Origin of the sequence: Cellulomonas sp. zg-ZUI22, assembly GCF_017353535.1 — a bacterium.
Classification (GTDB): domain Bacteria; phylum Actinomycetota; class Actinomycetes; order Actinomycetales; family Cellulomonadaceae; genus Cellulomonas; species Cellulomonas wangleii.
The window spans coordinates 177,288-198,095 of sequence record NZ_JAFMUZ010000001.1; the positions used below are offsets into that span (position 1 = coordinate 177,288).

15 protein-coding genes and 1 riboswitch are annotated in these 20,808 nt (G+C 75.9%); of the genes, 10 read left to right on the plus strand and 5 right to left on the minus strand.

What is annotated here, in order from left to right:
* Positions 1-57 precede the first annotated feature (57 nt).
* Together gcvT and gcvP are read right to left on the minus strand one after the other, a co-directional pair.
* Entirely contained in the window at positions 58-1,272 is a 1,215-nt protein-coding gene (gene gcvT / locus J1G43_RS00835; protein ID WP_374191780.1) for a glycine cleavage system aminomethyltransferase GcvT, read from the minus strand.
* Positions 1,269-4,325 carry an aminomethyl-transferring glycine dehydrogenase gene (gcvP, locus tag J1G43_RS00840; RefSeq protein ID WP_207377754.1) on the minus strand — a complete coding sequence of 1,019 codons (3,057 nt, stop codon included), beginning with the start codon at positions 4,323-4,325 and terminating at the stop codon, positions 1,269-1,271. The genes gcvT and gcvP overlap by 4 nt, the downstream gene beginning before the upstream one ends.
* Before the next feature lie 134 nt (positions 4,326-4,459).
* Positions 4,460-4,571: riboswitch (glycine riboswitch) on the minus strand.
* A 125-nt stretch (positions 4,572-4,696) separates the two neighbouring features.
* Here gcvP and J1G43_RS00845 point away from each other — a divergent pair.
* On the plus strand, positions 4,697-5,932 hold the full coding sequence (locus J1G43_RS00845) for a hypothetical protein (protein ID WP_207377755.1): 1,236 nt from the start codon (positions 4,697-4,699) through the stop codon (positions 5,930-5,932).
* Positions 5,933-5,982: 50 nt separating this feature from the next.
* Here the strand turns inward: J1G43_RS00845 and J1G43_RS00850 are convergent, their stop codons facing one another.
* Positions 5,983-6,606, minus strand: coding sequence for a hypothetical protein (locus J1G43_RS00850; RefSeq protein WP_207340128.1), 624 nt, complete (start codon positions 6,604-6,606; stop codon positions 5,983-5,985).
* A 170-nt stretch (positions 6,607-6,776) separates the two neighbouring features.
* Between J1G43_RS00850 and J1G43_RS00855 the strand changes: the two genes are divergently transcribed.
* Genes J1G43_RS00855 through J1G43_RS00885 form a run of 7 tightly spaced genes read left to right on the plus strand, consistent with a single transcriptional unit; the run spans position 6,777 to position 13,809 of the window.
* Positions 6,777-7,418 carry a hypothetical protein gene (locus tag J1G43_RS00855; RefSeq protein ID WP_207340127.1) on the plus strand — a complete coding sequence of 214 codons (642 nt, stop codon included), beginning with the start codon at positions 6,777-6,779 and terminating at the stop codon, positions 7,416-7,418.
* Between the two features lie 11 nt (positions 7,419-7,429).
* On the plus strand, positions 7,430-8,437 hold the full coding sequence (locus J1G43_RS00860; protein ID WP_207377756.1) for a hypothetical protein: 1,008 nt from the start codon (positions 7,430-7,432) through the stop codon (positions 8,435-8,437).
* Entirely contained in the window at positions 8,434-9,804 is a 1,371-nt protein-coding gene (locus J1G43_RS00865; protein WP_207340125.1) for a hypothetical protein, read from the plus strand. The genes J1G43_RS00860 and J1G43_RS00865 overlap by 4 nt, the downstream gene beginning before the upstream one ends.
* Before the next feature lie 11 nt (positions 9,805-9,815).
* Positions 9,816-11,339 (plus strand): hypothetical protein, encoded by a 1,524-nt coding sequence (locus J1G43_RS00870; protein ID WP_207377757.1) that lies wholly within the window; start codon positions 9,816-9,818, stop codon positions 11,337-11,339.
* 11 nt (positions 11,340-11,350) lie between these two features.
* The gene (locus J1G43_RS00875; protein WP_207340123.1) at positions 11,351-12,415 is read left to right on the plus strand and encodes an aminotransferase class I/II-fold pyridoxal phosphate-dependent enzyme; all 1,065 of its coding nucleotides are present in this window, start codon (positions 11,351-11,353) and stop codon (positions 12,413-12,415) included.
* The gene (locus tag J1G43_RS00880; protein ID WP_207377758.1) at positions 12,412-13,182 is read left to right on the plus strand and encodes an amidohydrolase family protein; all 771 of its coding nucleotides are present in this window, start codon (positions 12,412-12,414) and stop codon (positions 13,180-13,182) included. The genes J1G43_RS00875 and J1G43_RS00880 overlap by 4 nt, the downstream gene beginning before the upstream one ends.
* Before the next feature lie 30 nt (positions 13,183-13,212).
* Complete coding sequence (locus J1G43_RS00885) at positions 13,213-13,809, plus strand: hypothetical protein (protein WP_207377759.1); 597 nt, start codon at positions 13,213-13,215, stop codon at positions 13,807-13,809.
* Here J1G43_RS00885 and J1G43_RS00890 read toward each other — a convergent pair.
* The gene (locus tag J1G43_RS00890) at positions 13,773-15,311 is read right to left on the minus strand and encodes a sigma 54-interacting transcriptional regulator (protein WP_207377760.1); all 1,539 of its coding nucleotides are present in this window, start codon (positions 15,309-15,311) and stop codon (positions 13,773-13,775) included. The two genes, J1G43_RS00885 and J1G43_RS00890, sit on opposite strands and share 37 nt — an antisense overlap.
* A 553-nt stretch (positions 15,312-15,864) precedes the next feature.
* On the opposite strand from J1G43_RS00890, the gene J1G43_RS00895 reads away from it, so the two are divergent.
* Positions 15,865-18,465 (plus strand): esterase family protein, encoded by a 2,601-nt coding sequence (locus J1G43_RS00895; RefSeq protein WP_207377761.1) that lies wholly within the window; start codon positions 15,865-15,867, stop codon positions 18,463-18,465.
* A 68-nt stretch (positions 18,466-18,533) separates the two neighbouring features.
* Positions 18,534-19,733, plus strand: coding sequence for a hypothetical protein (locus J1G43_RS00900; RefSeq protein ID WP_207377762.1), 1,200 nt, complete (start codon positions 18,534-18,536; stop codon positions 19,731-19,733).
* On the opposite strand, the gene J1G43_RS00905 is transcribed toward J1G43_RS00900, so the two are convergent.
* Complete coding sequence (locus J1G43_RS00905) at positions 19,717-20,793, minus strand: putative sulfate exporter family transporter (protein ID WP_307859433.1); 1,077 nt, start codon at positions 20,791-20,793, stop codon at positions 19,717-19,719. The two genes, J1G43_RS00900 and J1G43_RS00905, sit on opposite strands and share 17 nt — an antisense overlap.
* Positions 20,794-20,808: the final 15 nt, after the last annotated feature.

Below are 20,808 nucleotides of genomic sequence, written 5' to 3' on the forward strand. Positions count from 1 at the left end.
CTCCTGTCGGGTCGGGCGGTGGCGGGACGGCGTGGTGGGCGGCAGGTCGGGCCGCGGTCACCGAGGACGACGGTAGAAGGGCAGCGGCACGACGCGCACCGGTTCGCGCCGACCGCGCACGTCGACCGCGAGCTCGGTGCCCTCGGCACTCACCTCGGGGGTCACGTACGCCATGGCGACGGGGTGGCCGAGCGTGGGCGACGGCGCACCGGAGGTCACGGTCCCGACGACGGGTGCGTCCGGCTGCGTCGACGCGTGCACGGCGTACCCGTGCCGGGCGGCGCGTCGACCCAGTCCCTGCAGCCCGACGAGGACGCGTGCGGGCGCGCTGTGGGCCCGCGCGGCGAGGGCGTCGCGGCCGACGAACGGCACGGGCTCACCGTCCGCGTCGACCTTGTCGAGCCGGACGACGCGACCCAGGCCGGCGTCGTGCGGGGTGGTGGTGCGGTCCAGCTCGTGGCCGTACAGGGGCATGCCGGCCTCGAGCCGCAGGGAGTCGCGCGCCGAGAGGCCGGCCGGGACCAGCCCGTGGTCGGCCCCGGCGGTCAGCAGCGCCCGCCACAGGGCGGGGGCGCCGGCGGCGTCGACGAAGAACTCGAACCCGTCCTCCCCGGTGTACCCGGTGCGGGCCACGAGGACGGGGCGCCCGTCGAACCGCATCGGGAGGCAGGCGTAGTAGCGCAGGGTCGCAGGGGTGACGTCCGCGAGGCCGTCCGGGTCCGGAGTGAGACCGGGCACCGCCTCCACGACGGACAGCGCGTGCGGTCCCTGCACCGCGACCAGCCCCGTCGCGGCGGAGCGGTCCTCGACCCGCACGTCGAGGCCCGTCCCGGCGGCCCGCTCGCGCAGCTCGGCGAGCACCACGTCGTGGTTGGAGGCGTTGGCGACGACGAGGTACGTGTGCTCCCCCGTCCGGTAGACGACCAGGTCGTCGATCACCCCGCCGTCCTCCTGGACGACCATCGTGTAGCGCGCGCCGAGCACCCGCAGGCCGCTCAGGTTCCCGACGAGGGCGCGGTCGAGGAACGCGCCGGCCTCCGGTCCCGCGACCTCGATCTCGCCCATGTGGGACAGGTCGAACAGCCCGGCGGCCGTGCGCACGGCCGTGTGCTCGGCCAGGTCGGAGGTGTACCGCAGCGGCATCTGCCAGCCCGCGAACGCGGTGAGGGCGGCCCCGAGGGCCACGTGCTCGTCGTGCAGGGGCGAGTGCTGCTCGGTCATCGGGGCTCCGGTCGCGGTGGAGGGCTGCGGGGACTGGCCGGTCGTGCTCATCGGACGTCGTCCGCGTACGCCTCGACGGGCGGGCACGAGCAGACGAGGTGACGGTCGCCGCGGGCGCCGTCGATGCGGCGCACGGGCGGCCAGTACTTGTCGGTGCGCAGCGACGCGACGGGGTACGCGGCCTGCTCGCGGCCGTACGGGTGCTCCCAGACGTCCGCCGCGACCGACGCGGCGGTGTGCGGCGCCTGGCGCAGCGGCGAGTCGGCGAGCGGCCAGCGCCCCTCGGCGACGGCCTCGATCTCGCCGCGGATCGCGACCATCGCGTCGACGAACCGGTCGAGCTCGGTCAGGTCCTCGCTCTCGGTGGGCTCGACCATGAGCGTGCCGGGCACGGGGAACGACAGCGTCGGGGCGTGGAAGCCGTAGTCCATGAGCCGCTTGGCGACGTCCTCGGCGGTCACGCCCGTGGCCTTGGTGAGCGGGCGCAGGTCGAGGATGCACTCGTGCGCGACGAGCCCGCCGGGGCCGGCGTACAGCACCGGGTAGTGCTCCCGCAGGCGCGTGGCCAGGTAGTTCGCCGCGAGCACGGCGGTCTCCGTGGCGCGCCGCAGCCCGTCGGGGCCCATGAGCGCGACGTACGCCCACGAGATCGGCAGGATGCCGGCGGAGCCCCACGGGGCGGCCGCGACGGGCGCGACGACCGACCCGGCGGCACGCTCCCCCCGCACCCCGGCGCCCGGCGTCGGGTCGCCGGGCAGGTACGGCGCCAGGTGCGCGGCCACCGCGACCGGCCCCACGCCCGGACCGCCGCCGCCGTGCGGGATGCAGAAGGTCTTGTGCAGGTTGAGGTGCGAGACGTCGCCCCCGAGCTCGGCCGGTCGGGCCAGCCCGACCAGCGCGTTGAGGTTGGCGCCGTCGATGTAGACCTGCCCGCCCGCGGCGTGCACCAGGTCGCAGACCTCGCGCACGTGAGCCTCGTAGACGCCGTGCGTGGAGGGGTACGTGATCATGATCGCCGCGACGCGGGGCCCGTGCTGCTCGAGCTTGGCGCGCAGGTCGGCCAGGTCGACCTCACCGTCCCCGGCCGTCGCGACGACGACCACGCGCAGGCCCGCGAGCGCCGCGGAGGCCGCGTTGGTGCCGTGCGCGGACGCGGGGATCAGGCAGATGTCGCGGTGCTCGGCGCCCTCGGCGCGGGTGGCCTCGTGGTACGCGTGGATGGCGAGCAGCCCGGCGAGCTCGCCCTGCGAGCCGGCGTTGGGCTGCACGCTCACGGCGGCGTAGCCGGTGATCTCCGCGAGCCAGTCCTGCAGCTCGGTGACCAGTGCCGCGTACCCCTGGGTCTGGTCGGCGGGCGCGTAGGGGTGGACGTCCGCGAGCTCGGGCCAGGAGATGGGCTCCATCTCGGCCGTCGCGTTGAGCTTCATGGTGCACGAGCCCAGCGGGATCATCGTCCGGTCGAGCGCCAGGTCCTTGTCGGACAGGCGCCGCAGGTAGCGCAGCATCGCCGTCTCGGAACGATTCACGTGAAACACGGGGTGCGTGAGGAAGTCGGTGCTGCGCAGCAGCTCGGCGCGCGGCTCGGCGGGCCCACCCTCGGACGTACCGGAGGGCGCCGTCCCGTCGGTCCCGACCGGGGCGGTGGTGACGCCGGCGACGACGAACGCGTCCAGCACGGCCTGCACGTCGGCCGTCGTCGTGGTCTCGTCGCACGCGACCTGCACGTGGTCGGCGTCGGCGACCCACAGGTTGATCCCCGCCTCGGCGGCGGCCCGTGCCACGTCCGCCGCCCGGCCCGGCACCTGCGCGCGCACCGTGTCGAACACGTCCTCGTGCACGACCGTCACGCCCAGGTCGCGCAGCCCGTGCTGCACCGCCCGCGCGCGCCCGTGCACCCGCCGCGCGATCGCCCGCAGCCCGTCGGGCCCGTGGTAGACCGCGTACATCGACGCGACGATCGCCAGCAGCGCCTGCGCGGTGCAGATGTTGCTCGTGGCCTTCTCCCGGCGGATGTGCTGCTCGCGGGTCTGCAGCGCGAGGCGGTAGGCCGGGGCGCCGTCGGCGTCGACGGACACGCCCACGAGGCGCCCGGGCAGCGTGCGCTCGAGCCCGGTGCGCACGGCCATGAACGCCGCGTGCGGACCGCCGCCGAACAGCGGGACGCCGAAGCGCTGCGCCGAGCCGACCGCGACGTCGGCGCCCAGCTCGCCGGGCGACGTCACGAGCGTCAGCGCGAGCAGGTCCGCGGCGACCGTGACGAGGGCGCCGCGCTCCTTGGCAGCGGCGACGACCGGCCGCAGGTCGCGCAGCGCGCCCGACGCCCCCACCTGCTGCACGACGACGCCCACGAGCGGCCCGTCCACCTCGGGCAGCCCGTCGGTGAGGTCCGCGACGACGACCGGCAGCCCCACGGCCTGCGCCCTCCCCCGTGCCACCGCCAGCGACTGGCCGAACAGGTCGGCGTCCAGCACGACCGTGCCCGTCGTCGCCCGCGACGCGCGCCACATCAGCGCGACGGCCTCGGCCACGGCCGTCGCCTCGTCGAGCAGCGACGCGTTCGCGACGTCCAGACCCGTCAGGTCGGACACGACGGTCTGGAAGTTGAGCAGCGCCTCCAGACGACCCTGCGAGATCTCCGGCTGGTACGGCGTGTAGGCCGTGTACCAGGCGGGCGACTCCAGCACGTTGCGGCGGATCACGGCCGGCGTGACGGTGCCGTAGTACCCCTGCCCGATCATCGGGCGCAGCACGCGGTTGCGGCCGGCGATCGCCCGCAGGTCCGCCAGCACCTGCTCCTCGGAGCGTGCGGCGGGCAGGTCGAGCGGGCGGTCCGTGCGGATCGAGGCCGGCACGGCGGCGTCGACGAGCGCGCCGAGGTCGTCGTACCCCAGCGCGGCGAGCATGCGGGAGGTCTCGTCCCCGCGGGGGCCGATGTGCCGGTCGGCGAAGCCGTCGGCGGCCGGCGAGCGGCGCGGCGGGACGCCGGGCGTCGGGGCGGCGGACGGGACGGGCGGCACGGCGAGCTCGGTCACGGGTGCTCCACGGGGTCGTCCGGTCGTGCCGACGCACGGCCCGGGACGGGCAGGGGCTCCCCGCTCTGTCATCCACCCCGTACGGGGTGACCTGAGAGTTTGGCCGGTCCGCCATGAGCACGCCCCGACGGGACGCGGCTCCGGGGCGCGCCGGCTTGCACCGTCGGTGGGCACCGGACCTGGCCGGCGCCGCTTTCCAGAGTTGCCTGGCCGCGGCGGTACGGGGTGCCTGAGAGATTCCCGGGGAGGGTTGCTCCTTCGGCGTCCCGCGCTGCCGTCCTCACGGACGGCCGGCGGGAGCTCTCCCGCCGCGGTTCGAGCAGCGTGTTCAGTTGTGCTGGATCTGCAGGCCAGCCTACGGCACGGGCCCCCGCCGCGGAGGGGCGGCGGCGGTCGGACCGCCGCCGCGGCCGCCGGTCCCGGACGGGGGCGACACTGGTGACGTGGAGCCGGTCCACGGCCCGGCGACGGAGCACGGGCTGGAGCAGCACGCCACGCTGACCACGGTCGCGCGGCAGCTGCTCGACGTGCTCGCCGCGACGCAGGCCGACGTCGACGCGGACGTCGACGCCCGGGTGGCCGACAACCCGGCGCTCGTGCGAGGGACCCCCCGGCGGTGCCGCTGGTGCGCCTCGACGCTGCACCGCGGCCGGTGCCCGACGTGCAGCGGCTCCGGGGCCGATCTGCGCTCCCAGGACCCCGCCGCGCCGGCGGACGAGCGCGACCGGGTCCGCCGCGACGCGCGAGCCCTGGTCCCGCCGGGTGCGGAGGACGACGTCGACGCGGCCGTCGCGCTCCTCGACGACCGCGGCCTGCTGCCGTCCGACGCACCCGACCCGCCGGCACCGCGGCTCGCGGCCGCCCTGGCCGCTGTCCGCACCGTCGCGCCCCCCGGCACGGCCGAGCGCGGGCTGCGCGCGAGCCTCGTCGCGCAGGCGCGCTGGCACGTGCGGCACGGCGCGCCGGACCTCGTGCTCGTGCTCGTCCGCGACAACCTCCCCCGCATCGGCACCCCGGACCTCGCGCGGGACGTCGGCGCGTCGCCGGCGGCGCTCGAGGCGGCGATGCACGTCGTGCGGCGCCTGACGCCCGCACCGCTGCCCCGTGGCGCGTCCGACGGCCCCGCGACGCCGCCGGACGTCGTCGTCCGTGAGGTCGACGGGCGGCTCGTCGTCGACGCGCTCGGGCCGGAGGACCTCGGCATCGGGCTCGACGCCGAGCTCACCGCCCTGCCGCTCGACGCGGCGGCGGCCGCGTGGCGCGACGCCCACGTCTCGGCGGCCCGGCAGCTCGTCTACCTGCTGGGACGGCGTGCCGACACGCTGCGCCGCGTCACCGCGGTGGCGGTGGAGGTGCAGGAGGGCTTCGTCCGGCACGGGCCGTCGGCGCACCGGCCCCTGACCCGCGCGCAGGTGGCCGCCCGCCTGGGGCTGCACGCGTCGACCGTCTCGCGCGTCGTCGCCGGGGCGGTCGTCGCGCTGCCGGGCCGCCGCGTGCTGCCGCTCGCCGACCTGTTCGGCACGTCCCTCGCTGCGCGCGACGCCGTCGCGGCCCTGTTCGCGTCCGACGACCCGCCGCACACCGACGCCGAGGCGGCCGAGCGTCTCGCGGCCCGCGGCATCCGCGTGGCCCGCCGCACGGTCGCGAAGTACCGCGCGACCCCGTCCACCGCTCGGTGAGCGGACGCGCCTGGTCGTCGGGGTCGACGTGCTCCGGGTCGGCGGTGCGGTCAGGCCGTGGTCGGGTCGGCGAACGCCCGCTCGAACCAGCCGCCGGGCGGTACGTCGACGGGGGGCGGCTCGACGGCGTGCCGCGGCCGCTCGGGCTCGCGGGGCCACAGGACCTCGGTCCTGCCGGCGGCTGACCGCAGCGCCGCGGCAGCCACGGTGACGCGCGACTCGTCGATGCCGAGGCCCGGGTGCGCGACGACGACCACCAGGTCGCCGGGCGGCGGCTCCGGGGTCAGCCACAGCTGGGTCGACCACTCACGGCCACCGCCACCCCCGCCGCGGTACGCGAGGAACGGCCCGTCCGGCGCGGGCCAGGCGGGTCGGCCGGCGACGACGGTCCGGCCGTCGGCGAGCTCGACGCCGACGAGCAGCCCCGCGTGGAACCTCGCGTGCACGTCGTCGGACGGCTCCGGATCGAGGCGGAGACGGATCGCCAGGTCGATCTGCAGCCCCACCGTGCAGCGGGAGAGGCCGACCAGCAGGACCGCAGCGTCGGGGGACCGCCCGATGACGCCGCTCACGCCGACGGCGGCGGGCACCTCGTTGTCAGGAGGGGCGAACCGGAGCCTCGCCCGGTCGAGGTCGTCGTCGTCGTCGCCGGAGAGCGCGATGGCCGCGTGCATGGACCCGACCCTGGGTGACGTCGGTCCCCCGCGTCAACGGGCTCACGGAAGCGCGGTTCGTGGGTGGGAAGAGCTCTTCGCACCCCCGGACGCGCGGCGCGCGCACGCCCGTGGCACGGAACGTGCATGGAGGGGGTGACGGAGTCCGCAGCGGGGAAAGGGATGCGCCCATGCATGACATCGACCGAGCCCTCTTCGAGATGGGCCAGGAGAACGCCTGGGAGGGCGAGTCCGAGGACGAGCTCGGTGGGCAGACCGAGATCGGCCTGGCGACCGAGCTGCTCGAGGTCACGTCGGAGGAGGAGCTGGACCGGTTCCTCGGCGACGTGCTGCGCAGCGCGGTGGGCGCCGGCAAGGCGTTCGCGTCGTCGAGCGCCGGCCGCGCCGTCGGCGGGCTGCTGAAGTCCGCCGCCAAGCAGGCGCTGCCGCACGTCGGGCGCATGGTCGGTGGCGCCGTGCCGTGGATCGGCGCCGACGCGGGCGGCAAGGTCGGCGGCTTCGTCGCCGGCAGGCTCGAAGCCGACCTGGAGGGCCTGTCCCAGGAGGACCGCGAGTACGAGGTGAGCCGCGCGTTCGTGCGCTTCGCCGACGAGACCGCACGGATCGCGGCCGGCGCGCCCCCTGGGGTGCCGCCGCAGGTCGCCGCCCAGCGTGCCGCCACCGCCGCGGCCCGCCGCCACCTGCCGCCGCTCGCCCCCGTCGTCGCGGGCATGCGACCGCCCGCACCCGGCGGCCCCACGCGGCCCGGCGGCCACCGCACGACCGGCCGCTGGGTGCGCCGCGGCCGCAACATCGTCCTGCTCGACGCGTGAGGAGAGGTGCCATGACCTACCAGAGCAACGACCAGCGCGAGTGGTCCGGCGAGGTGTCCCTGCAGGAGTGGGAGCTGCCCGGCACGTCCGGTGAGAGCGAGTGGTCCGGCGAGTCGGAGTCGGAGTCCGAGTGGTCGGGCGAGGGCGAGTCCGAGTGGTCCGGCGAGTCCGAGTGGTCGGGCGAGGGCGAGTCCGAGTGGTCCGGCGAGTCCGAGTGGTCCGGCGAGGGCGAGTCCGAGGACGAGCTCGCGTACGAGCTGCTCGAGATCACGTCGGAGGAGGAGCTCGACCAGTTCCTCGGCAAGCTCGTCAAGGGTGCGGGAAAGTTCCTGAGCTCGGGCGTCGGCAAGGCCGTCACGGGTGCGCTGAAGAGCGTCGCCAAGGTCGCCCTGCCGGTGGTGGGGTCGGCGATCGGCAGCTTCGTCGCACCGGGCGTGGGCACCGCGATCGGCGGCAAGCTCGGCTCGATGGCCTCCAAGCTCCTCGAGGCCGAGGAGGCCGAGGCGCTGGGCGAGGAGGAGGCCGACCTCGAGGCGGCCCGTCGGTTCGTGCAGCTCGGCCGGGCCACCGCCCGGTACGCGGCCGCCGCGCCACCCTCGGTACCGCCGCGGACCGTGGCCCGCAGCGCGACGATCGCCGCCGCGCGCCGCTACGCGCCCGCGCTGGTACGGCCCTCGACGCCCGGGTGGCGCAGCCGGCGCGGGCAGCGGGTGGGACCCGCGTACGGCCCGCGCACGGGGCGGCCGCAGGGGCGCGGGTACGGCTCGCCCGGCGGGTTCGGCTCGTCCGGGTACGGCCGGTCCGGCACGTCGCGGTACGCCGGCGACGGACGCACGTCGTCCGGCCGGTCCGGCCGCCGTCGGGCTCCGCGCCCGGACCCGCGGTGGGGCGCGTGGGGCGGTGACGTCTGGCCCGTCGCGGGCCCGTGGCCCGGGTGGAGCACGCCGTGGGACGACGGCGCCGACGTCTGGGACGGTGCCGACGACGGCACCGGCGAGAGCGGGTTCGAGTTCGCATGACCACGCGTGCGGACCGCCACCCCGTCCCGGACGGCGCCACCCTCGCGCCGGCGCTCGTCGCGCAGGAGGCCGAGGCGCTGCTCGTGCGCCTCGGCCGGCTGCGGCCGTTCGTCATGACCGAGACGATGGTGCTGGCGGCGGCCCTGCCGTACGACGCGCACCGGGCGATCGAGCGGTTCCTGCACGTCGGCCGCACGGCCCTGCGGGACGAGGTCGAGGGCTTCCTCGACTGGCTCACCGGCCCGGGGGCGGCCGCGCCCGCGTGGGAGCAGCAGCGCCGGTTCGTCGCGATCCGCATGCGGTTCAACGACGTCCTGTCCCAGCTCGACGTGTTCGCCGAGGTGGTGACGCAGCGCAGCGAGCAGGGCACCGGCGTGTGGCTGTCGGGCCTCGACCGGCTGGCCGCCGACGCGGTGGGCATGCCGGACCCGCCGGTCGAGCCGCCGCCGCTGGTCTGCTACCTGGCCCGGGGGGCCGGCGCGGCGATCCGCCGGGCGCGCACGCGGCTGCCGGGCGGGCGCCTGTCGCCCGTCGCCGTCATCCGCGTCCCGCGCGAGCGGATGGTGGGGCACGGCGTCGCGTCGTCGCTGATCCACGAGGTGGGCCACCAGGTCGCGGCCCAGCTCGAGCTGGTGCCGTCCCTGCAGGACGCGATCGCCCGGCGGCGCGCGCGTGCGGGGCCGGCGGAGGCCGCCGCGTGGGACGGGTGGCACTCGACGGTCTCGGAGTGCGTCGCGGACCTGTGGTCCGTCGGCAAGCTCGGCATCTCCTCGACCCTGGGCCTGCTGGCCGTCGTGAGCCTGCCGCGCTCCCTGACGTTCCGGCCGCCGCGCGGCGACCCGCACCCCATGCCGTACGTGCGGGTCCTGCTGTCCGCGGCGATCGGCCGCACGTTCTACCCGCACCCGCAGTGGGACGCGCTGGTCGCCGCGTGGAAGGCCTGCTACCCGGTGCAGGACGTGACCCCGGAGCTGCAGGCGGACATCACCCGCCTCGAGGGCACGGCCGACGACTTCGCCGACCTCATGGCCGGGCACCGCCCTCCCCTGCTCGGCGGTCGCGCGATCGCCGACGTCCTGCCGCTGGCGACCCGGACGCCGGAGCACCTGCTGACGCTGCGGCGCACGTGGGGGGACGACCTGGGCGTGCTGGCCCGGCGCCCCCCGACGCTCGTGTTCGCCGTCATGGGCCAGGCGCGCGGCGCCGGGCTCGTCGCCCCGCAGCAGGAGTCCGCGGTGCTCGCCGACGTGCTGGCCGCCTGGGCGGTCCGCTCGTCCATCGACGTCATGGCGCGCCCCCATCACGCGCGTCCCCGTCCCGCACACCAGCGCCCCGCGGCACCCGTCGCGGCCAGCGCCCAGCCCTGAAGGGAAGTGCCATGGTCAAGATCCAGACGCCGCGGTTCGTCGACGGCGAGGTGCGGTTCACCGCCACCGAGCTCGTCCGCAACCACCGGTACGAGGCGCGGCTGGTCGGTCCGGTGGAGTTCGGGACGATCGACCGCGTGGTGCAGACGAACGCGAACGGCACCGCGGCGAAGGTCGGCGTGCCCCTCGTCGACGCACCCTCCGGGCCGTACGTCGTGCAGGTCGTCGACGTCGGCGTGACGCCCGAGGTGGTCGTCGCGGAGAGCGAGTTCCACGTGGTCGGCACGGTGACGGCCGACGAGGAGCCGCCGCCCGCGCGCGTGCAGCTCGCGCGCACGGCGACGACCCCCACGAGCGACGTCGTGCTCACGCAGGAGATCCTGCGGGTGACGCGGGCGCGCCGGTTCGCGGAGTACCAGCTGCACGTCGACCGCGCGCTGCAGCGCGAGACGAACGGGGCGTTCTCGCCGGCCGCGTACGACGTGATCCTGCGCGCGACCCGGGAGTTCCTCGAGCGCGACACCACGACGATCATCGACCCCGGCGGCAACTACCTCGAGGGCGGCAACCTCCCGTACCTCGAGAACGTCGCGAGCCGGTACCCCGACGCGCGCCTCGGCCGCACGGCCGCGGACGGCGTCGCGGACATCGACGAGGAGCTGCTCGCCCGGCCGGCACCCGTCGAGCTGATCTGGACGTACTGGGACGAGGAGGGCGCGACCTTCCAGGCGATGAACCTGATCCTCGCGCGGTTCCAGAACCGGCGGCTGCCGAACGGTCTCGCGCTCGAGCGGTTCTCCCTGAGCTACCTGCGTCCGCTGCGCAACCTGCTGTACACGTGGGGCGACCACGAGATCGACCGCCTGACGGTGCGGCGGCGCGCCGCGGAGTACGAGTACGAGTACGGGCTGAGCCTCATCGGCCGCGCCGTGCCCGGCTCGCTGCAGTACGTGGAGCGGCGCAGCCAGTTCCTCGAGTCGTTCCACACGCTGCTGCACGAGGCGCTGCGGTTCCACCGGCTCGACGACGACACCACGGTCGTGGCGGACGGGTTCCCCGTCCTCAACGCGCTGCGCGACCTGCACCGGACCCTCGCGCCGGGCGCGGAGAACCAGTTCGACGGCGTGGCGCTGCAGTCGCGCATCGAGGCGATGGCCATGCAGTACGTGCTGGCCCAGCCCGAGATGCGCGAGTTCCTGGGCGGGCGGCCGATGGTGCCGTACGAGGAGCCCTGGATGGACAAGGTCGACACGGTGCGCGCGCTGTGCGGCTGGGGCGACACGTCCGTCATGAGCTTCCACGAGCTGGCGGTGCACGGCGAGCAGCTCGTCATGAGCGTCCGCTGGGGCGACTGGAGCGACATCTCCCTGACGGCCGACTCGGCCGCCAACTGGGCCCGGCTCATGCGCGACCCCGTGCACCGGTACGTGCACGCGTACCGCACGGTCACGGGGGTGGACCTGCAGCTCGGGGTCGACGCGACGATGCCGGCCGTGCTGCTGGCCCGCCGCAACCGCGCACGCGTGCGCGCCTAGGGGCGTGCGTCGTGCTCGACCTGACGTCCTCGCTGTTCCTCGGCCTGCACCACCCGGCAGGCGACCGCGCCGGGTGGACGTCCCTGACGACGGGCCGTGCGGCGGCGCTCGACGAGCCGGTGGCCGCCCGCCGGGTCGCCGCACGCGTCGCGGCCCGGCTCGGGGCTCCCGCCGGCATCGTGCACCGCTCGGCGCTGCACGCGCTCGTCGACGTCGTGGACGTGCTCGCACCGTCGGCGGTGCTGGTCGACGCGGGGGCGTACCCGCTGGTCAGGCTCGCGGCGGGTGCGACGGCGCCGGTGGTCCGCGCGTTCGGGCACCACGACGTCGACGACGTCGCGCGGCTCCTCGCGGGCGAGGGCGCGGGGCACGGGCGGGGCGCGCGTACCGGGCGGCGGCCCGTCGTCGTGACGGACGGCTGGTGCGCCGCGTGCAACCGGCCCGCGCCGCTCGCCGCGCTCGAGCGCGTCGTGCGCGCGGCGGGCGGCACGCTCGTCGTCGACGACACGCAGGCGTTCGGGGTGCTCGGCCCCGGCGGGTCGGGCACGTGGCGCTGGGCCGGTGGGCGGCCCGTCGGCGCGGTCCAGGTCGTCTCGCTGGCGAAGGGCCTCGGGGCGCCCCTGACCGTGACGACCGGGCCGCGGGACGTCGTCGCGCGCCTCGCGGTGCACGGCACGCGGTGGCACGCGAGCCCGCCGACGGCCGCCGACCTGCGGGCCGCGGACCGCGCGACCGACCCCGCGGGCGGCCCGGTGCTGGCACGGCGCCGGCGTCGCCTGTGGTGGCTGGTCCGCGCGCTGCGCGCGGGTCTGCGGCGGCTGGGGCTCGCGGTCGTGGGGCGCCCGTTCCCCGTCGTCCACGCGCGCGTCCCCGACCCGGCACGGGTCGCACGCGTGCTGCGCGGGCGCGGCGTCCGGGCCCTCGTCCTGGCCCCGGCGTGCCTGCCGGGGCCCGTCCTGACGTTCGTCGTCACCGCGGAGCACGCCCCGGCCGACGTCGAGCACGTCCTGGCCGCCCTGCGCGGCGCCGTGCCGGGCACCGGCCTGCCCACCGTCCCGACGGCGGTGCCGCGATGATCGTCGACGCCCACTGCCACGCCGGCCTGGGCGACGTCATGCCCGACCCGCTGGGCGACGACCGCCCCGACGCCGCGCTGCACCGGTACGCCGTCCGCGCCCGGCGCGCCGGCGTCGACCACACGCTGCTCATGGCCCCGCCGTCGGACGACTACCCCGCCGCCAACCGGCGGGTCGCCCGCATCGTGGCCGCCGACCCGCGCCGGTGGACGGGTGTCGTGTTCGTCGGCACGCGCCCCGACGCGGGCCGCATCGGGGCCATGGTCACCACGGCCGTCGACGCGTGGGGGTTCCGCGCGGTCAAGGTGCACTGGCGCGACGGCCCGATGACCGACGAGGTCGCCCGCGTCGCCGACGCCCGCGCGCTGCCCGTCGTGCACGACCCCGGCGGCGACGTCGACCAGGTCGCGCACTTCGCCACGCGCTGGCCCGACGTCGCGTGGGTCGTGCCGCACCTGTCGTCGTTCGCCGACGACTGGCGCGCGCAGACCCGGTTCGCCGACCTGCTCGTGCGGCTGCCCAACGTCCACACCGACACGTCCGGCGTCCGCTACGTCGACGTGCTGCTCGACGCCGTGCGGCGTGCGGGCGCCCACAAGGTGCTGCTCGGCACCGACGGGCCCTACCTGCACCCGGCGGCCGAGCTCGCGAAGGTCCGCGCGCTGCCGCTCGCGCGCGAGGACCTCGCCCTCGTCCTGGCGGGCAACGTCCGCCGGCTCGTCGCCGCCGTCCGCAGGGCGCCGGCCACCATCCCCCTCCCGGTGTGAGCCGGGACCGATCCACGCGAGGAGACCGACATGTCGAGCATCATGATCGAGCCGGGGACGATGCTGCCGGCGCCGCCGCTTTCGAGGAAGCCCGTGCCCGCGTACAGCGCGGGGAAGCTCGGGTTCGCCGAGGTGAAGCCGCACAACGTCCGCGGCGTCCTCGCCGGGCTCAAGAGCATCCAGAAGCACAAGGCCGAGGCGAAGCAGCCGTACCAGCAGGCGTTCCTGCTGACCTACCGCCACCAGCCGGGCGACCTCGCGCCGCGCGCCGTCATGCCGTACCTGCTGGTGCCGACCACCACGAGCACGACGCCCCCGGCCCGCCCCGCGGACAAGGACCTCGTCGCGTGGCTGGGCAGGCTCGGCGACTGGTACGCGCTGAGTCCCGCGCCGCTCGCGCTCCCCGCGCACGCCGAACCGCGGTGGGGCCGGGACGTCGGACCGGTCGTCCGCGGGTCGATGGTCGAGCCGCTGGTCAGGTACGCGTTCTACCGGTTCTCGAACTACCGCGACGCCTACGACCTCACGCCGAAGAAGCAGCCGCAGCAGAAGGGCGCGGACGTCGCGTGGAAGGAGATCGCGGAGTACCTCTACGAGCTCGCGTCCGAGCTGGGGTCCGTCGGCTGAGGACGGGCCCGCGCCGCCGTGCGGTAGCCGAGCGCGCGGCGGCTCACGCCGAGCAGCCGGGCGGCGGCGACCGTGCCGCCGCCCACGTCCAGGGCGACGCGCGTGGCGACGTCGGCCGTGCGGGCCTTGAGCTCCTGCAGGCCGACGCCCGCGCTCAGCGCTTCCCGCACCGCGCTCTCGAGCCCGGACTCCCACGGGGTCCCAGCGGTGAGGGACGACGGGTGCGGCGCGGTGACGGCCGGCGCGGTGACGGCCGGCGCGGTGACGGCCGGCGCGGTGACGGTCGGCGCGGTGACGGCCGGCGCGGTGACGGCCGGCGCGGTGACGGCCCGGACGGGACGGTCCTCCGGGGGCAGGTCGCCCGGCGTCACGGGACCGTCGCCGACGTGCCGCGCGGCCACCCGCGCCGCGAGCTGACGCAGCTCGCGCACGTTGCCCGGCCAGTCGTGGCCGCGCAGCGCGTCCGCGACCTCCCGCGACACCTCGGGGGCGTCCTCTGCCTCGTCGCCCCCGGCCTCGACCGACGGCCGGTGGCGTACCGCCGCGCGCACCGCTGCGACGTCACCGCCGAGCCGCTGCTCGGCGAGGAAGTGCCGGAACAGCGGCAGCACGTCGTCGGGGCGCTCGCGCAGGGGCGGGACCCGGAGCGTCGTGGCCGCCAGCCGGTGGTACAGGTCCGCGCGGAACCCCTCGGTCCGCAGGTCGCGGTGGGTCGCGGCGACGAGCCGGAAGTCCGTGCGGCGGCGCCGCGTGCCGCCGACCGTCTGGTAGGTCCCCTCCTGCACGACGCGCAGCAGCGCGGCCTGCAGCGCCGCGGGCAGCTCACCGACCTCGTCGAGGAAGAGCGTGCCGCCGTCGGCGCGCGCGAACGCGCCCTCGTGGGCCGTCGTCGCACCCGTGAAGGCCCCCTTCTCGTGCCCGAAGAACTCGCTGCCGGAGAGCGTCGGCACGACGGTCGTGCAGTCCAGCAGGACGAGCTCGTGCTCGCGTCGTCGCAGGTCCACGCGGTGCACGATGTGCGCCGCGACCTCCTTGCCGGCGCCCGTCTCCCCCAGCAGCAGCACGGGCGCGGTCGACCAGCGCGCCACCTCGACGAGGTCCCGCAGGAACAGCCGCCAGGCCGACGACGTGCCGATCGCACCTGCCCGCCGGGCCTCCGCACGGACGAGCTCGTCGACGTCCTGCCACCGGCGCAGCCGGTCGAGCACGGGCCGCAGGTCGTCGCCGGTGAGGTGCACGACGTCCGCCGCCCCGCACGCGAGCAGCGACCACGGGTCGACGTCGACGCCGGGTGCGAGGGCCACGAGGACCCGGCCGGGGCTGTCGGCGAGCCGCGCCCGGTCGGGTGCCGCGTGCGGGTCGGTCAGCAGCACGACGCCGGGCTCGTCGGCCGCGACCGCTCGTCCGTCGGCGTCCGCCGCGTCCGCGTCGCGCAGGCCCGCTGCCGTCAGCCGGGCACGCGTCGCAGGGCGGCAGGGCGCTGCGACGCGGAACCACGCCATGCCGCCCCCGTCCGCCACGCGGCCGGGCGGACCTCGCAGGCCGCGGCGTCACCGGACCCGCACCGACACCCCCAACGACCGACGACGCTCCCCCTGCGTCGGGGCAACCGCACGACACCGCGAGCGGTGTCTGGGCGTCCGGCTCCGCAGCGGTGCGGCCCGGTCTGCTCCCGTCCTCGCAGTCTCTGCCCCGGTCGGAACCCCGGTCAAGGGCGGGCCCGTGATACATGACCAGGCCACCAGATCGACCCGCCGGGCGTGGAGGCTTGACGTTAAACCTCCCGACCGGACAGCATTCGGACAACCCGCTCCTGCAACGCTGCAGACCGGCGGGCACGTCGTGGGCGTCGTGGACGCCTGCGGCAACCGCAGGGGGAAGCAGCACCGCGATCCCGCCCTCGACGTGGAGGGCCAGGTCGTCCGCGTCCTCCTGCCGGTCGGCGACCGAGGAGGAGTATCGATGGGGATGACTCGCAGAGGGCCACGCGGCACGCACCACAGGACGACAGCCGTGGTCACAGGGGCCGCGCTCGCACTGGGAACGGCGGCAGTGATGGCACCACCAGCAGCAGCAGCAGCCGAGGGCGTCGCGCCCGACCCGTGGGTGTCGGTGACACCCGAGGGGTACTACCGGTTCACCGCGCCGCAGGCGGTGGTCCACGAGCTCGTCGGCGGCACGCCGCAGGTCGTGGAGCTGCAGGGCAACATCGGCCCGGCGGGCACGTGGTCCGACCTGGCCATGGACCCCAGCGGCACGGACTACCCGACGCAGGTCGGGATCCTGGACCCGGGCCTGTACTATTACCAGTACACGGCGACGTTCCCGGACCGCACCAAGAAGTCCTTCCGCAACCCGGACACCCCCGTGACGATCGCGTCGAAGCCCACCTGGAGCACGTTCTTCGTGCCCGGGCCGTCGGTGCAGTGGATGGCCGACGTCCCGAACGGCGGTGCGGTCACGGAGCTGACGTGGCAGAGCCCCGTGTCCGGTGACGAGCGCACGTCGCTGGTCTGGACGCCGCCCGGCTACGACGCCGAGCGCGAGGAGGCCTACCCGGTGCTCCACCTGCTGGCCGACACGGGCCAGTCCGCGGACGAGTGGACCGAGCTGGGCCGTGCGCGGCAGGTGCTCGACAACCTCGCCGCCGAGGGCGACCTGACGCCGATGGTCGTCGTGATGTCGCAGATCGGCGGCTCGGACCCGGGCGCCGACCTGCTCGACGGCGTCGCCGCAGCCACCCGCGACGCGTACCACGTGTCGCAGGAGGACCAGGCGCTGGCCGGGATCGGCGCCGGCGCCCAGCAGGCGCTGACGGTGCTGCGCACCGACCCCGGCGTCTTCCGCGAGGTCGCGTCGTTCTCGGGGCGCCTCACGGGATCGATCAGCGCCACGACGGCGCGTGAGATCAACGAGGGCACCGACCGGCTGCGCGTCTACGTCGGCAACGTGCTCGACCCCGCCTACAACCCGACGCACGACATGCTGCGGGCACTGGAGCGCGCGGGTGTCGAGCACGAGTTCGACGGCGTCGACCCCGACACCGGCGGCACGTGGGACACGTGGCGCGAGGGGCTGCGGGACTTCGCGTCGCGCGTCTTCACCGACGCCGGCCACGGCCCGCGCGAGGGTCACGGCCCGCTCGACGAGCGCTACACGGCGCCCGCCACCGGGTCGATCACCACGCCGCACGTGGACGAGGACGGCATCGTCACCTTCGAGACGGGCACGCAGTTCAAGGACGCCAAGGACGTCACCGTGTGGGCCAACTGGGCCCCCAACGGTGCGTGGTTCCGCGTGCCGATGACCAAGGTCGGCGACCGCTGGCGGCTGCAGATGGGCCCGCTCGACGGGTTCTACTACTACCGGTACGTGGTCGACGGGGTCGACGTGAAGGACCCCGAGGACACGGTCAACACCCTCACCGGTGTCAGCCCGCTGTTCGTCCCGGGCGAGACGGACCGCCTGCTCGGGGACCTTCCTGCGGAGGACCGCGGCAACCTGGAGGTCCTGACCTACCAGAGCGCCGTCGCCAACGAGGAGCGCAAGGCGTACGTCTGGACGCCCAAGGGCTACGACCCGGACCGCGCCGAGCCCTACCCCGTGCTGTACCTCAACCACGGCGGCGGGCAGAACTACGGCGACTGGGTCGAGGTGGGCCGCGCGCCGCAGATCCTCGACCACTACATCAAGGACGGCGCGATCGTCCCGATGGTGGTCGTCATGGGGAACGGCAACTCGCCGGACTTCCCGGCCGAGCTCATGGAGAACCTCGCACCCGCCGCGCGGGCCGAGTACAACATCGCGGACGACGCGGCCGGCCAGGCCATCGCCGGGCTGTCGATGGGCGCCATGAACACGCTCAACACGTGGCTGACCCGCCCGGGCCAGTTCGGGTGGATGGGCGCGTTCTCCGGCGGCCTGTTCTTCAACACCCCGCAGTTCGACCCCGCCGCCGTCAACGCCGAGACCCGCCTGGCGCGGATCTACACCGGTGACAAGACCGACTTCACGTACCAGGCGACGATGGACCTCCTGGACCTCCTGGAGTCCAACGGGATCGACCACGAGTTCGCCGGCGTCACGCAGGGCCCGCACGGGTTCGACGTGTGGTCGAAGAACCTGATCGACCTGCTGCCGCGCCTGTTCCGCGACCCGGCCACCACCGAGGGCGTCGAGCTGAAGGCCGTCGTGCCGGAGGGCCAGGACGGCGTCCTGGCGCTGTCGGTCGCGGCCGACAGCGTCACGCTCGACGGGCCGCAGAACACCGGCACCGCGCTGCGGTTCCGGGGCCAGCTGCCCGCGGTGACGGTCGTCGACTCCCGCTCCGTCTCGCAGGCGGGGGTCACGGGGTGGGCGGTCACCGGCCAGGCGTACTCGTTCGACTCCGGCTCGCGTCTGCTCGACGCGAAGCACCTGGGCTGGACGCCGCGTGTCGAGACCCCGCGTGCGGGGATCGTCGCCGGTGACGCCCGCGCCACCGCGCTCACCGGCGGCGAGGGCCTCGTCATCCCGGGGCGTCTGGCGTCGGCCACGCCGGAGGGCCGTCTCGGCACGACGACGCTGGGCGCGGACCTCGTGCTCGACGTCCCGGTCGAGACGATGCCCGGCGAGTACACGGGCACGCTCAGCCTGTCGCTGTTCCCCGTCGACTGACCGACGGACCGACGAACCGACGCGCGGCGGGGCACCACCCCGCCGCGCGTCGGCCCGAGGAGACACCCATGCACCGCACGCGCACGGCCGACCTGCCCCGCACCTCCCGGCCCGCCGGCGCCACCGTGCTGCTCACCGCGCTGGTCGCTGCGCTGGTCGCTGCACTGCTCGCTGCGCTGGTCGCCGTGGCCTGGCCGACCGCGGCGACGGCGGCGGCCGAGGTCGCGCCGACGCCGGCGCAGCCCGACGACACCGTGACGTGGACGGTCCAGCCGGCGACCGCGGAGGGCCCCGACGACCGCATCTCGCTGCGGCACGTCCTGGACCCCGGCGCGTCGGTGGCCGAGCACGTGACGATCACCAACCTCGGTGAGACCGCCGCGACGTTCGCCGTCTACGCCGGGGACGGGGTGCTGTCCGACAGCGGGTACTTCGACCTGCCGCCGACCGGGACCCCGCCCCGCGACGGCGGGTCGTGGGTCGCCCTCGGCACCGTCGAGGGCGCGCAGGCCCAGGAGGACGGCACGCTCCTCGTCTCGCTCGACGCCGGCGCCGCCGTGACCGTGCCCCTGACGATCACCGTGCCCGCCGACGCCCGACCCGGTGACCACCCGGCCGGCGTCGTGGCCGAGCTCGTCGCCGGCGACGACCTGCGTCTCGCGGCGCGCAACGGCGTGCGGCTGCACCTGCGCGTCACGGGCGACATCGAGGCGGGGCTGGCCCCCACCGACGTCACGACACGGTGGGAGCCGTCGTGGAACCCCTTCGCCCCGGGCACGGTCCACGTGAGCTACCGGGTCGAGAACACCGGCGACGTCCGCCTCGCGGCCCGCGCCGTGACCACGCTGGCCGGCCCGTTCGGCGTCGCCGCCGCGGAGGACCGCACCGAGGTCCGCGAGGTGCTGCCCGGTCAGCAGGTGCTCGTCGAGGCGGCCGTGCCGGTCTGGCCGGTGGTGCGCGTCACCGGGCACGTCGACACCCGCCCGTGGGTGGTGGGCGAGGACGTCGTCGACGCCGCGCTGCGCACCGGGTCCGCGCAGGTCACCGTGTGGACGGTGCCGTGGACGCAGCTCGCGCTGGTGGTGCTCGTCGTGGGTGGCGTGCTCGGGGTGCGGTGGTGGCGCCGGCGGTCCGCGGCCGCCGTGCAGGCGCGGATCGACGCGGCCCTGGCGGCCGCCGGGCTGGACGGCGCCACGTCGCCGCGCGCGGAACCGGGCGACGGCGACAGCGACGACGACAGCGACAGGACCGTCACAGCAGGCCGGTGACCGCCTGCATGCCCAGGCTCGTCAGCGCGACGGCCAGCGACAGCGCACCGCCCAGCGCGAGCGGCCGCCAGCCGGCGCGGCGCAGTGCGTCGACGGGCGTGAGCAGACCGACGCCCGCCAGTGCGACCGCGGTCAGGGCGTGTGCCCCGGTGTCGGCCCCGGCCTCCCACGCGGCGGGGAACCAGCCGAGCGTCGTGACGGCCGACGCGACCAGGAAGAGCACGAGGAACGGCGGGACGAGTCGGGTCCACGGCGTCCCGCCCCCGGTGGCGTGGGCCGCCGCGCGGTCCCGCCGCGCCTGCCGCACGGCCAGCGCGAGCGTCACCGGCACGATCGCCAGGGTGCGGGTGAGCTTGACGACGACGGCCGTCTCGAGCGCGAGCGCGCCGTAGGCCGTGGCCGCGGCGACGACCGAGGACGTGTCGTTGACGGCGGTGCCCGCCCACGTCCCGAACCCCTCCTGCGACAGCCCCATCGCCTCACCCAGCAGCGGGAACGTGATCGCGCCGAGCGCGTTGAACGTGAAGATCGTCGCCATGGCCGTCGCGATGGTCGTCTGCGACGCCCGGATCACGGCACTGGTCGCCGCGATGGCCGACGCCCCGCAGATGCCCGTGCCGACACCGATGAGGGTGCGGGTGTCGGAGTCCAGGCCGAGGCGGCGACCGAGCAGCGCCGCCAGGACCAGCACGACCGTGAGCGTCACGAGCATCACGGGCAGCGCCGCTCCGCCGGTCCGCGCGACCTGACCCAGCGAGAGCCCGAACCCCAGCAGCACCACCGCCGCCTGCAGCGCGAACGTGGAGCACGTGCGGGCCCCGGGCTCCAACGCGTGCGCCCACGCGACCGGTCCGCGGGCCAGCACCTCGCGCAGCGCCACACCCATCGCCAGCGCCAGCACGGCGCCGCCGAGCAGCGGCACCGCCGACCCCAGGGCGGCCCCCGTGGCACCGAGCCCCAGTGCCACGGCGACGCCCGGCGCGCGCTCGCGCCAGGGTGCGACGGGCACGCCGCGCGGGGTGGGCTCGCGGCCGGGCACGGGACGGTCGGCTTCCGGCACCCTTCCAGCGTCCAC